General features: G+C 66.7%; 9 protein-coding genes. 1 reads left to right on the forward strand and 8 read right to left on the reverse strand.

Annotated elements, in window-relative coordinates:
• Position 1 precedes the first annotated feature (1 nt).
• Genes KVG96_RS21030 through KVG96_RS21055 form a run of 6 tightly spaced genes read right to left on the reverse strand, consistent with a single transcriptional unit; the run spans position 2 to position 8,330 of the window.
• On the reverse strand, positions 2-2,872 hold the full coding sequence (locus tag KVG96_RS21030; protein ID WP_217893761.1) for an aminotransferase class III-fold pyridoxal phosphate-dependent enzyme: 2,871 nt from the start codon (positions 2,870-2,872) through the stop codon (positions 2-4).
• Between the two features lie 54 nt (positions 2,873-2,926).
• The gene (locus KVG96_RS21035; RefSeq protein ID WP_437180511.1) at positions 2,927-4,129 is read right to left on the reverse strand and encodes a beta-ketoacyl synthase N-terminal-like domain-containing protein; all 1,203 of its coding nucleotides are present in this window, start codon (positions 4,127-4,129) and stop codon (positions 2,927-2,929) included.
• A gap of 2 nt (positions 4,130-4,131) precedes the next feature.
• Positions 4,132-5,427 (reverse strand): beta-ketoacyl-[acyl-carrier-protein] synthase family protein, encoded by a 1,296-nt coding sequence (locus tag KVG96_RS21040; RefSeq protein ID WP_217893763.1) that lies wholly within the window; start codon positions 5,425-5,427, stop codon positions 4,132-4,134.
• A complete protein-coding gene (locus KVG96_RS21045; protein WP_217893764.1) occupies positions 5,424-6,476 on the reverse strand; it encodes a beta-ketoacyl-[acyl-carrier-protein] synthase family protein in 1,053 nt (350 codons plus the stop codon). Before KVG96_RS21045 ends, KVG96_RS21040 begins: the two co-directional genes overlap by 4 nt.
• Position 6,477: 1 nt before the next feature.
• Positions 6,478-7,752: a beta-ketoacyl-[acyl-carrier-protein] synthase family protein gene (locus KVG96_RS21050; protein WP_217893765.1), complete on the reverse strand. Its 1,275-nt coding sequence runs from the start codon at positions 7,750-7,752 to the stop codon at positions 6,478-6,480.
• Between the two features lie 8 nt (positions 7,753-7,760).
• Complete coding sequence (locus KVG96_RS21055; RefSeq protein ID WP_217893766.1) at positions 7,761-8,330, reverse strand: acyl carrier protein; 570 nt, start codon at positions 8,328-8,330, stop codon at positions 7,761-7,763.
• Positions 8,331-8,863: 533 nt separating this feature from the next.
• Here KVG96_RS21055 and KVG96_RS21060 point away from each other — a divergent pair.
• Positions 8,864-9,214: a cupin domain-containing protein gene (locus KVG96_RS21060; protein ID WP_003221437.1), complete on the forward strand. Its 351-nt coding sequence runs from the start codon at positions 8,864-8,866 to the stop codon at positions 9,212-9,214.
• Positions 9,215-9,419: 205 nt separating this feature from the next.
• Here the strand turns inward: KVG96_RS21060 and mmsB are convergent, their stop codons facing one another.
• Positions 9,420-10,307: a 3-hydroxyisobutyrate dehydrogenase gene (gene mmsB / locus KVG96_RS21065; RefSeq protein ID WP_217893767.1), complete on the reverse strand. Its 888-nt coding sequence runs from the start codon at positions 10,305-10,307 to the stop codon at positions 9,420-9,422.
• Positions 10,308-10,317: 10 nt separating this feature from the next.
• Positions 10,318-11,844 carry a CoA-acylating methylmalonate-semialdehyde dehydrogenase gene (locus tag KVG96_RS21070; RefSeq protein ID WP_085633644.1) on the reverse strand — a complete coding sequence of 509 codons (1,527 nt, stop codon included), beginning with the start codon at positions 11,842-11,844 and terminating at the stop codon, positions 10,318-10,320.
• Between the last annotated feature and the right edge of the window lie 125 nt (positions 11,845-11,969).

Consider the following 11,969-nt stretch of genomic DNA (forward strand, 5'->3'; position numbering starts at 1 on the left):
CTTAAAGCGAGTTGGCGGTTTTGAATTGAGCGAGGCTGAAACCATGGGTCGCGGCCAGCGCACGGATCTGCTGCACCTGCTCGCGGCTGATGTCGCCGTAGGAGTAGTGCTGCTTCATCCCGGACAAGCCCATCAACACCGATTCGGCCATGCAGGCATAGAGCTGCCCCTGCTTGAGGTAGGCCCGCACGTTCGGCGCCAGGCCATCGCCCATCGGCGTCTGCACGATCCCGCCGTGCATGTAGAGCACGTCGGCGCGCTCGCTGGCGAGGTTCTGGTCCACGTTCAGCGGCACGGCGATGTCGCAGATCACGCTGCTTTCGGCGAAATGCCGGGCATCGAGGAACGGCTGCGGAGCGTTCGCCGCGCACAGCACGATGCGCGCTTGCTTGAGCACTTCCAGATCGTTGCTGACGGTGATGAACGCGTTCGCGCCCAGACGCTCTTCGACCAGTTTCGCCACGCGCTGACCGAGGTCGGCGCCGGCGCCATGGGCGTGCAGCAAGGCGTCCATGCCGTCGAGCCCTTGCAGGCGGCTGGCGAGGCGGTCATCGGCGGCGACACCCTTGAGGATCGCCCGGGCGGCGTCGGCGTAGATCTGCTGCGCGGTCTTCTCCAGGCGGCGCAAGGAGCCGTCGCGGCCGCTGCCGATCAGGATCAGGTGCTCGACGCCGGCGGACAGCAGCGAGGCGTAGGTCGAGGCGATGTTGCCGGCGGCGCCGACCACGGCAGCAGTCTGCCGGGCCAGTTCCAGGCCCTGCTGTTTGCAGCCCTGCTCGATGGCTTCCAGGCCCATGCCGATGGTCAGCGCGTTGCCGGAGGTCAGCGCCATGTCGGGAATCTTCAGCGCCTGGCAGTTGTTGGTGACGATCGAGGTGTACATGCCAAGGCCGGCCACGCTGTAGCCGTCGGCGCGGGCATCGCGGATGCGGTTGCCGATTTCGTCGCGGATGGTTTCCAGGTCGCCGCTGGCGATGTATTCCGCCATGGCGTCGGAGTGCATGCACAGCGGGTACAGGGTGAACTCCACCGCCGTGCCGAGCCTGGAACGGATCTGCACCGGGCCGATAGGCGCCGCCCGGCGCTCCGGGGCCATGCGCTTGATGAACTCGCGCTTCTGCTCGGGGCTCAAGGTGGCCAGCGACGGGTCGACATCGCTGAGCATGTCGGCGTCGATCAGGTGGTTGATGAACGCCACGCGCGCCACCACGCGGACGTTCGCGTCAGGCTTTGGGAGGCTTTCGTCCCCCTTGAAGCGGGTGTCCCGGGCCGGCACGCCGGGGACGGTGCCGGCCAGCACGCCGGCGGCCAGCGGGAAGGCGTCGCGGCGGCGCAGCATGTCGCAGACCTTCTGCAGCGAACCGATCAGGCCGTCGATCTCCTCGAAGGTGATGCACACCGGCGGCTCCAGGCGGATCACGTTGGCGTTGCTGCCCGACGGCGCCACCCGCAGCGACTCGAACTGCAACAGGTAGCCGGCGATGATGTAGCCCAGCGCGTCGTTGTACTGCGCCGAGGCCTGCACCAGCGAACTGGTGCCGGTCAGGTCATGCAGCTCGAAACCCAGCAGCAGGCCGCGCCCGCGCACATCGGCGATCACGTCCGGATACGCCGCCTTGAGTTCCAGCAGCGAAGACTTGAGGTACTCGCCCTTGCGCTCCACGTCCTTGAGCATCGCGCTGTCGTTCTCGAACAAACGGCGCAGGGCCGACAGAGCGATGTGGCAGGAGACGTCGTCCTCGGCGAAGGTCGAGCTGTGGATGTAGCTGAAATCGACTTCGTAGTGGCTGGCGCGGATCACGGTGGCGGCGATTTTCATCAGGCCGCCGCCCAGGGCCTTCGACAGGCAGTAGTAGTCGCCCTGCAAGTTGAAGTGGCTGGCGCCGAGCAAGGTGCCGGTGCGGCCGAAACCGGACTGCACTTCGTCGATGATCAGCGGGCACTGCTGCTCGTTGCACAGCTTGCGCAGGCCCAGGTAGAACGCACCGGCGAACTCGTTGATCCCGCCCTCGCCCTGGATCGGCTCCAGCAGCACGGCGGTGATCGCGCTGAACGCGTCGCGGCGCACCTGCAAGGTCTCGCCGTCCCACTCAAGGTTCAGCCAGTGGCGCTGATGGCGGGCCGGCAACTCCTGGAGTTGCTGCGGCTGATGCGGGTCGATGAACTCCACGTTCAGGCCGAACCGGGCGAACGGCTTGCGGTACTGCTTGCCGTAGGTCAGCTGGACGGTGTTCACCAGTTTGCCGTGGAAGCTGCCGCGCACGGCCAGGAACACCGGCTCGACATGCAGTTGCGCCAGGTTGTGCTGACGCACCGCCTCCACCACCTGACGCACGGTCACGGTGGTCAGGTGGGCCGGCAGCAGGCCTGGCGGCAGGTCCAGGTCATCGACCTCCAGCTCGACATAGGCCTTGTCGCTGGCGGTCAGTTCGGCCAGGGCGAAGTCGCGCTCGTCGAACGCCTTCTGCAGGTTTTTCTGACGACGGTACTCGGCGTGCTTGACGGCGATCTCCACCGACTCGGCGCCGCTGTTGGAGAAGGTCGAAATGTAGCGCTCGGTGTTGTTCAGTTCACGGTTGAACGCCTCGCTCAACTCACGGCCCAGCTGCCCCGCCGCGCCGCGCACGGACATCTGCGCGTTGAACGGCACGTCGGCGCGCAACAGGCTGCACAGCTGATCGACGAACTGCGGATCGTTGTGGCCGTACAGCGCGGCGCCGTAGCCGCCGAGGAAATCGGTGACGGTGACTTCCGCGCCTTGCCGGTCGCGGTAGAACAGTTTGCTGCCCAATGCCCGGTGAAACTGGCACTCCAGGCCCAGGGCCTGCATCAGTTCAACGAATTTCGGACGTACGTAATCGCGGTAATCCATGACAGTCATATCCCTTGGGTAAAAAACGAGAGGCGATGCATTGCGTTCGGGCGGTCAGTCGGCCGCCTGTAAATCGAGTCGGTAACAGGCGCTGAACCCGTTGGTGTCGCGGTTGACGATCAAGCAATCGTGCAGCACCGCATCCCGGCGTCCGCCGGCCACGAACGGCAGGCGCGGATCCACCGGCTGCTCCAGGCCGATGACCGGCGGCACGCACTGGGCGACCAGGGCCTGGCGGGCCAGGATCAGATCGACCAGGCTCGGCGCACCGCTGAGCAGGCCGGTGACGCCGACGGCGCTGGTGATGTGCGCGGCGCCGGTGCGGGCCAGCGTGCGGGCCAGGTCAGCGTCCTGCTGCGGGTCGCCGCTGGCGCTGCCGATCAGCAGGTCCGCCTGCCGATCCGGCAGGTTCAACGACTCCAGGCGCGGGTGCGCGGCCAGCTCCGCCAGGCAGACCTGCGGCCCCGGCGGCAGATCGTCGGCGCGGCGCAGGATCAGTGCGGCGGCACCCTCGCCGGCGATCCCGCCGCCGCCCTGGCGGTCGAACGCGCGCAGGCTCACCGGCCCGTCGGTGCCGATGGCCCCGGCCTCGGCCAGGGCGGCCAGCGCCAGCGGGTCGAGCTCACTGCCGGCACCGACCACGATCGCGGCATCGATGCGTCCGCTTTGCAGGGCGGCCCGCGCCTCGCGCAGAGCGGCCAGGTTGCCGGCCACGCCTTGCATGTAGGCGTTGCACTCGCACTCCAGCTTCAGCGCCAGGCTGACGATGCCGAGCAAGCCGTTGCTCAGGCTCTTGAGCACCAGGAACGGATCGAGCGCGCGTTCCTGCAGCACCCGCTGCGCCAGGCGCTGCATGTCGGCACCGGATGCGTCGCGGCACTCGTCCAGCAGTTCGCCGTAGGACGCCACGGAAGGATGGGTGTAACCGCCCTGGCAGCAATAGAGTCCGTAGCGCAGGCCGTCGGCGCCCGGCTCGAGCCCGGCCTCGGCCAATGCCTGGCGCACGCTGCTGACGCCCCAGATCACCGCCGGCGGGCAGTAGCGCTGAAGGTTCTGCGGGACATCCTGACGGCTGCGCTGGTGCTCCTGGTCGCCGACATGGCCGAACGCGGCGATCCGCTCGCTGCGCAACAAGGGCGAGCTCAAAGGCACGATGCCGCTGCGACCCTCGACGGCGGCCGACCACAGGTGCTCCGGGCCCCGGCCGCTGGCCAGCACGCAACCGCTGCCGGCGATGGCAACCTGTACAGAGTCCATGTTCATTGTCCTTGCTCCCGGTATTTGCCAAGCGCCAGCGAGGTATTGAGGCCACCGAAGCCGAAGGAATTGCTCAGCGCAAAATCCACCCGGCGGCTGACCGCTTGGCCGGGGCAATAGTCGAGGTCGCACTGCTCATCGGCGTGGTGCAGGTTCACGGTCGGCGTGACCAGATCGTTCAGGCAGGCCAAGGCTGTGACGATGCATTCCGGCGCTCCGGCCGCCGCGATCAGGTGGCCGAACTGCGATTTGTTGGCGCTGACCGCCAACGACCGGTAGTGGCGCTGCTCGGCGAACACCTTTTTGATCGCCAGGGTTTCGGCCACGTCATTGAGCGGCGTGGACGTGCCGTGGGCGTTGATCAGGTCGATCTGCGCGGCGCGCAGTCCCGCGTCGTCCAGCGCCGCCTGCATGGCCAGCGCCGCGCCCCGGCCTTCCGGTTGCGGCGCGGTGACCTTGTAGGCGTCCAGGCTGCTGCCGAAACCGAGCACCTCGGCATAGGGCGTCGCCCCCCGCGCCAAGGCGTGCTCCAGGCTTTCGAGCACGACGAAGCCGCCGCCCTCGCCGGCGATCAGGCCGCTGCGGTCACGGTCGAACGGACGGCACAGGTCGGCGCCCCAACGCTGCTCGCCCGACGCGGCGCCGAGCAGGTACAGCGCGGCCATGGTGTCGAGGTTGAGCACCGAGTCCGCGCCGCCGGCCAGCGCCACGTTCACCTCGCCGCGGCGGATCATCCGGAATGCGTTGCCGATGGCCTGGGCCGCCCCGGCGCAGGCGCTGCTGATATTGATCACCGGGCCTTCGCAGCCCAGGTCGTCGGCGATCACCCGGGCCAGGCGGTCGTTGCTCTGACGCAGCGAACCTTCATCGCTCACCTGCGCCGAACGGTTCATCAGGTGCGACCAGTCCGGCTCGCGGCCGTCCGGGGCCTGGGCCAGCAGCATGTCGGCAAGCATGTGCTGGGGCGCGCCGGACGCGCACAGCACCGCCGCATCGCGCAGTTGGCCGGGCGACAGGCGACTGTCGGCCACCGCCTGGGTCGCGGCCACCCAGCCGAACCGGCTGCGCCGTTCCAGCGCCATGTCCCAGGCCGGGTGGCCTTGCAGCCGCTGCGGCATCAGCGCCATGTCGACGGCGGCCGCGTAGCGCACCGGGAACGGCTCCTCGCCGAGGTCTTCCGGTTGCCAGGGGCGCACGCAATGCTCGCCGCCGAGCATCTTTTCCCACAGGGTCTGCCATTCGAAACCGAACCCGGTCACGGCCCCCATGCCGGTAATCACAATCCGTGTCGCGCTCATGCGTACTTCTCCATGGGTTCACAGGCCAGCAGCAAGGCGCCCCAGTGGCCGCCGCGACTGTGGCTGACCAACAGGGTGTAGCCGGGCTGCGCCGCCTCCAGGCTTTGGTGCAGGGTCAGGGCCGCTTCGGTCAGCAGCGTGCTGGCGCCGAGGTCGCCGGTCATCGGCAGGATGCTGCGCACCGCCCTCGGCTGCTCGTCGAACAGCGCCAGCCAATGCGGGTCGCCGACATTGCCCACGACCTGGCCGACATCGCCGGGACGCAGCCTTTCCTCGCTCAACGCTTGCTCGATGACCCGACGCCCGACCGCTTGCGCCCGCTGCGGATCGCGGGTGTAGCCCCGGGCGAATCCGGCGACGCGCAACACCTGCCCGACACCGGACGGAGGGCTGGCGCAGAGCAGCAACGCCGCAGCGCCTTCGCCGTGGACCGGCTCGCCCGACGGATCCGGCTCGCGCAGGTACAGCGCCGGCGTCAGGTTCGGGCTGCTGCTGACCACCAACGCCGCGTCGGCGTTCTGCTCGCCGATCTGGCGGCTGGCCTCGATCAGCGCGTCGAGTCCGGCGTTGTCGCCGGAACAGAAACCGCCCATCGGCCCTTGGCAGTGCAGCGCTTCGGCGACGTAGGCCATCACGCTGCTGTTGAGCAGGGTCAGCGCGTGCAACGGCGGTGTGTTGGCCAACAGTTGCGCGACCTTTTTCTGCGGTTGTTCCGCAATGGCCCGCACCGCGTCCCAGCACGGGCTCGGCGCATCGACCTCCGGAATCGCAGCGGTGAGGGCGATGCGCTCCGGCGGCAGGTTCAGGGCTTCCAGCGCCGGGGCCAGGCGGGCGGCGCAGTGCAGCAGGCGCAGCCCCTGGGGCTCGACGCTGCGCTGTATCTTGCGGTCGAACAGGTTGCCGGCCAGGCGCGGCGTCGCCAGCGCAAACGCCCGCCGCTCGGCGTCGAAGGCCAACCGTTGCGCCGATGTCGGCGCCCCCGGCAGATCGGCGCATTCGCTGCCGGCGGCGTTCAGCACCGCTGCCGCGTGGATAAAGACCCTGTTCATCTCACGCCCTCCCCAGCAGCAGCGAGCTGTTGATGCCGCCGAACCCGAAGGAGTTGGACATCACCACGTTGATCGACTGCTGCAAGGGTTCGTCGAGGAACCGCAGCGCCGGATAGTCGGCACGTTCGGGCTCATAGTTCAGCGTCGGCAACAGCACGCCGTCGCGCAGGCTGATCAGCGACAGCACCGCTTCGATTGCGCCGCTGCCGGCCAGGGAATGGCCGACGGCGGACTTGTTGGCGGTGTAGGTCACATGGTCCTGGACATCGCCGAACACACGCTGCAAGGCCAGGGCCTCGCAACTGTCGTTGGCCTGGGTGGACGTGCCGTGGGTGTTGACGTGCTGCACGGCGCTGCTCAGCAGGCCGGCGTCTTCGATTGCCGCTTCCATGCATTCCTCGTATTTGCTGCCGTCCCGGCTGCTGGAGGTCATCTTCTGGGCCTCGCACACGTTGGCGTAGCCCAGCACCCGCCCCAGCACCTTGGCCTTGCGCCGCCGGGCATGCTCGGCGGATTCGAGCACCACCAGCGCCGCGCCCTCGCTGAGCACGAAGCCGCTGCGGTCGGGCATGAACGGCCGGCTCTGCTCGCTGGCCGGCAAGTCCGCCTGACAGATCGCGCCAAGGCTGTTGAACATGTAATAGGGCAGCTCGTTGGCCATCAGCTCCACCGCGCCGCACAGCGCCAGGTCGATCTCGCCGCGCTCGATGGCCCGGAACGCACTGCCGATGGCCATGGTGCCGGCGGCGCAGGCGTCGGAGTGGGTCGAGATGTGATCGCGGATGCCCAGCCGCTCGGCCAGGTCCTGAGTCTGCTGATCGACCCGCCGGGCAAACGCGGTGCCCGACGTCGCCGGACGCTCCAGCAGCCGGTCCAGATCGACCTGGCCCGCCTCGTCCATGCAACGGGCGGCCCATTGCAGGTCATGACTGTCGGCGCAGTACTTGTTGGCGCCCAGGAACAGCCCGCTGCGGCTGCGGGCGAAATCCGCCGGCGTCAGGCCCGCGTGCTGCAGGGCCTGCCGGGCGACATAGTCGGCCAGCACGCTTTGCCGCGGATGCTGCGCGGCATTGCCGCCGAACCCCGCCGTGATCCGCTGCCACTGTTCGTCATCGATGAACCCGGCCGCACTGTTGCGAAACCCCAGCGCCTTGAACCATGGATGCTCGCGGACACAGGATCGCTTGCGGCTGATCCGCTCGAACAACGTGGCGGCGTCCAGCGCCATCGGCGCCGCCAGGCCGTACCCGCTCACACAGACTTCTCGTGCCCGCATGGGAACTCCTAGACCGCTTCTTTGACGTGGGAAGCCACAAAGCGCTCGACCAGTTGGCGGGACACCTCATCGCCGTCGGCCGGCGCCAGGCGCGCGCTGCAAGCGCCGCACACCACTTGCTGACGCTCGTTCAGCACGGCTTGATGGGCATTGCAGTCAGGGCAGGCCTTGGGCAGGTAGTTGAAGAGGTTGCGGCACTGCTGCGCCCAGTTGCGCACGGTGGTGGCGGCAAACACCTGGGCCGGTTGCATGCCGGCGTGGAGTTGGTCCGGGGCATAGGCGCTCAGGCTCTGCTCCAGCAATGCCTTGCCGCTTTCGGTGATGCGGCCGTTGGCCAGGAACTCGCTGGCGTCGCCGCACACGGCAACGGCGTGATCCAGCACGCTGGTCTTGGGCAAGGTGCAGCCGTACTGACGACCCAGCTGAAAGCTGAGGTCGACGATGTCCAGAGAATCGGCGCCCAGGTCTTCGACGATGCTGCTGTGCTCGTCGATTTCATCGGCGCCCATCACCAACAGTTGCGCAAGGATTTCGCGGGTGCTGGCAATGACGTTTTCCAAGTCCAATGGATTGTTCATCTTTATCTCCGTATATGTCGTGATTACTTCATGGATTCCGTCCGCGAGAAGTAACTTTTCCCACAACAACTTCTCACGCGGCGGCAATCTAAACTCTGACCTTAAGGGGAGAGTCAACGGACTTTCCGAAGTTTTTCGACCACTCGGCACAGACGCGCAAATGGGCCTGCGCACCGCACTCGATTGGTGCAGAACGCCGAAAGGCTCGACACATTTACTTAACAAACACGGTATACGGTATGGCGCCGGCGCTGCACCCGACCGGTGCCGGGCACAGAACTAAAGCACCAACTTCGGCAAGAACTCGCCAGACGTATAAAGAAACAAAACCGGACAAGTAAATAAGTTATAACTTCAGAACTTTTGCTCCACATCAATGCGACCTTCGCGTAACGCGCGGCACCCACGAGAAGAACTGGGCCTGCCGCGAAACTGCGTTCATGGGCAACTGGATGTCGAGCGCAGACAACAGCACAGGCACCACGCGCTATAGGGTGCGGTTTCCTTTCGTCCATTCCATTGCCGGAGTTCCCATGACCGCCACCGCCCCCATCACCGTTCTGCGCGACACCCACCCACTGCCGGTTCTCGACGCCTGCAAATGGGAGAAGCTCGAAGGCGATCCGCACACCGTCAACCTCAACGCCTACACCAGCGAAGACGGCAGCAAGATCATGGGCACCTGGATCTGCACGCCGGGCAAATGGCGGGTGGATTACGTGAAATGGGAGTACTGCCACTTCCAGGAAGGCTATTGCATCATCACCCCGGACGGCATGGCGCCGATCCATCTGCGCGCCGGCGACATCTTCGTGGTCGAGCCGGGCATGAAGGGCACCTGGGAAGTGGTCGAGACCGTGCGCAAGTATTTCGTGTTCGCCTGACGCAAAAAAGCCGGGAAACCGCCCGACGCGGTTTCCCGGCAACACCTACTGCACTCTGACTGTCGCTGCATCAGCAGCACTTAAAGCTTCAAGCCTCAAGCCTCAAGCCTCAAGCCTCAAGCCTCAAGCCTCAAGCTTCAAGCTTCAAGCTTCAAGCTTCAAGCTCGTGGCTTGTGGCTTGTGGCTTGTGGCTTATGGCTGACAGCTACCGCAACTTGCGGTAGCTGTTGACGATCGCCGAGAAGTCCTTGCCGCCCTCCCCGCGCTGGCTCATCGCCTGATACAGCTGCTGCGCCACCGCGCCGAGCATCACCGGCTGGTGCGCCTGACGCGCCGCTTCGGTGGCCAGGCCCAGGTCCTTGAGCATCAGCTCCGCACCGAACCCGCCGGTGTAGCCGCGCGAGGCCGGCGCCGTTTCGACGATGCCCGGCCACGGGTTGTACATCTCCGAACTCCAGCAGCGCCCGGTGGAACTGTTGATGATGCCGGCCAGCACTGTGGTGTCGATGCCCAGCGCATCCCCCAGGGCCATGGCCTCGCTGACCCCGACCATGGAAATGGCGAGCAGCAGATTGTTGCAGATCTTGGCGATCTGGCCGGTGCCGACCTCACCGCAATGCACGATGTTGCGGCCCATCTGCGCCAGCACCGGTTGCAGGGTGGCGAACAGCTCCGGGGTGGCGCCGACCATGAAGGTCAAGGTGCCCGCCGCCGCGCCGCCGGTGCCGCCGGAGACCGGCGCGTCCGCCATGGCCACGCCTTGCTTGGCGGCCGCAGCGGCCACGTCGCGGGCGGTCTGCGGATCGATGGTGCTGCAGTCGACGGCCGGCACGCCTTTGCCGATGCCGGCCAGCACACCGTCCTCGCCCAGCCAGACGCCGCGCACATGCACGGCGGCCGGCAGCATGGTGATCACCAGCTCGGCGTCCCTGGCCGCATCCTTCGCGGTCGGACGGATGGTGCCGCCCAGTTGCTCCAGCTCCGCCAGCACGGTCTTGTTCAGATCCACCAGGTTCAGCGAGTGGCCGGCCTTGATCAGGTTGCGCGCCATCGGCGCGCCCATGTTGCCCAGCCCGATAAATGCAATCTTCATGGCCGGCTCCTCAGCGCAGGTTGATGGTGGTGTTCGGGCCGTCGTTGACGCTGTCGTCATCGAACCAGCGCGCGGTCACGGTCTTGGTCTGGGTGTAGAACTGCACCACTTGCTTGCCGTACGGACCGAGGTCGCCGAGCTTCGAGCCGCGCGAACCGGTGAAGCTGAAGAACGGCACCGGCACCGGGATCGGGATGTTGATGCCGACCTGGCCGACGTCGATTTCCGCCTGGAACTTGCGCGCCGCTGCGCCGCTCTGGGTGAACAGGCCGGTGCCGTTGCCGAACGGGTTGGCGTTGACCAGCGCGATGGCCTGGTCGAGGGTGTCCACCTCCAGCACCACCAGCACCGGGCCGAAGATTTCCTGGGTGTAGATCTGCATGTCGGTGGTCACCCCGGAGAACAGGGTCGGGCCGACGAAGTTGCCGTTCTCGTAGCCCGGCACGCTGATGCCGCGGCCGTCCAGTTCGAGCTTGGCGCCTTCCTTGATGCCGCTTTCGATCAGGTCGAGGATCCGCGCCTTGGCCTTCTTCGAGATCACCGGCCCCACATCGGTGCCCGGCTCGCTGCCGGCGTTGACCTTGAGCTTCTGCGCCAGCGCCTTCAGGTCCGGCAGCCACTGCTTGGCCGCGCCCACCAGCACCACCACCGAGGTGGCCATGCAGCGTTGCCCGGCCGCGCCGAAACCGGCGCCGACCAGCGCGTTGAGCGCCTGCTCGCGGTTGGCGTCCGGCAGCACCACGGCGTGGTTCTTGGCGCCCATCATCGATTGCACGCGCTTGCCGTGCTTGCCGGCCAGGTCATAGACGTGGGTACCCACGGCAGTGGAACCGACGAACGAGACCGCCTTGATGTCCTTGTGGGTGCACAGGCCGTCCACCACGTCCTTGCCGCCGTGCACCACGTTAAGCACACCGGCCGGGATGCCGGCCTCGATGGCCAGTTCCACCAGCAGCATCGTCGACAGCGGATCCTGCTCGGACGGCTTGAGCACGAAGGTGTTGCCGCAGGCGATGGCCATCGGGAACATCCACAGCGGAATCATCGCCGGGAAGTTGAACGGGGTGATGCCTGCGCAGACGCCGATCGGCTGGCGCAGGGTGTAGGTGTCGACGCCGCCGGCGACGTTCTCGGCGAACTCGCCCATTTGCAGGGAGCCGATGGAGCAGGCGTGCTCGACCACTTCCAGGCCACGGAAAATGTCGCCCTCGGCGTCGGCGATGGTCTTGCCCTGCTCGGCGCTGAGCACCACGGCGATGCGCTTGGAGTGCTCGCGGATCAGGGCCTGCAGCTTGAGCATGATGCGCATGCGTGCGCCGATCGGGGTCAGCTTCCAGGTCTGGAAGGCGCGCTGGGCGGCGCTGACCGCGGCATCGACCTCGGCGGCGGTGGCGAACGGCACCCGGGCCAGGACTTGCTGGGTCGCCGGGTTGACGATGTCGTGCCATTCGGTGGTCTGCGATTCGACCCATTCACCGTCGATCAGCAGCTTGACCTTCTGGACCGTGGTGTCGTTGGGCGTGAGCGATGCGTTCATGCTGGTCTCCGGAACTTGTTTTTATCTTGGGAGCCAAGGCGAAAGGTCCGCCTTGGGAGGAGGCGTGTGCCGCACATTGGTTGTCGGACCGTTTTTGGAGTATAGATGTGCAAACTTCTAATAAG

The sequence above is a fragment of the Pseudomonas ekonensis genome (assembly GCF_019145435.1).
GTDB lineage: Bacteria > Pseudomonadota > Gammaproteobacteria > Pseudomonadales > Pseudomonadaceae > Aquipseudomonas > Aquipseudomonas ekonensis.

Bases quoted from the DNA above. Each gene is read 5' to 3' on its own strand.
- KVG96_RS21050 (WP_217893765.1), bottom strand. From the start codon at position 7,752: ATGCGGGCACGAGAAGTCTGTGTGAGCGGGTACGGCCTGGCGGCGCCG.
- KVG96_RS21045 (WP_217893764.1), bottom strand. From the start codon at position 6,476: ATGAACAGGGTCTTTATCCACGCGGCAGCGGTGCTGAACGCCGCCGGC.
- KVG96_RS21035 (WP_437180511.1), bottom strand. From the start codon at position 4,129: ATGGACTCTGTACAGGTTGCCATCGCCGGCAGCGGTTGCGTGCTGGCC.
- KVG96_RS21030 (WP_217893761.1), bottom strand. From the start codon at position 2,872: ATGGATTACCGCGATTACGTACGTCCGAAATTCGTTGAACTGATGCAG.
- KVG96_RS21055 (WP_217893766.1), bottom strand. From the start codon at position 8,330: ATGAACAATCCATTGGACTTGGAAAACGTCATTGCCAGCACCCGCGAA.
- KVG96_RS21060 (WP_003221437.1), top strand. From the start codon at position 8,864: ATGACCGCCACCGCCCCCATCACCGTTCTGCGCGACACCCACCCACTG.
- KVG96_RS21040 (WP_217893763.1), bottom strand. From the start codon at position 5,427: ATGAGCGCGACACGGATTGTGATTACCGGCATGGGGGCCGTGACCGGG.
- KVG96_RS21070 (WP_085633644.1), bottom strand. From the start codon at position 11,844: ATGAACGCATCGCTCACGCCCAACGACACCACGGTCCAGAAGGTCAAG.
- mmsB (WP_217893767.1), bottom strand. From the start codon at position 10,307: ATGAAGATTGCATTTATCGGGCTGGGCAACATGGGCGCGCCGATGGCG.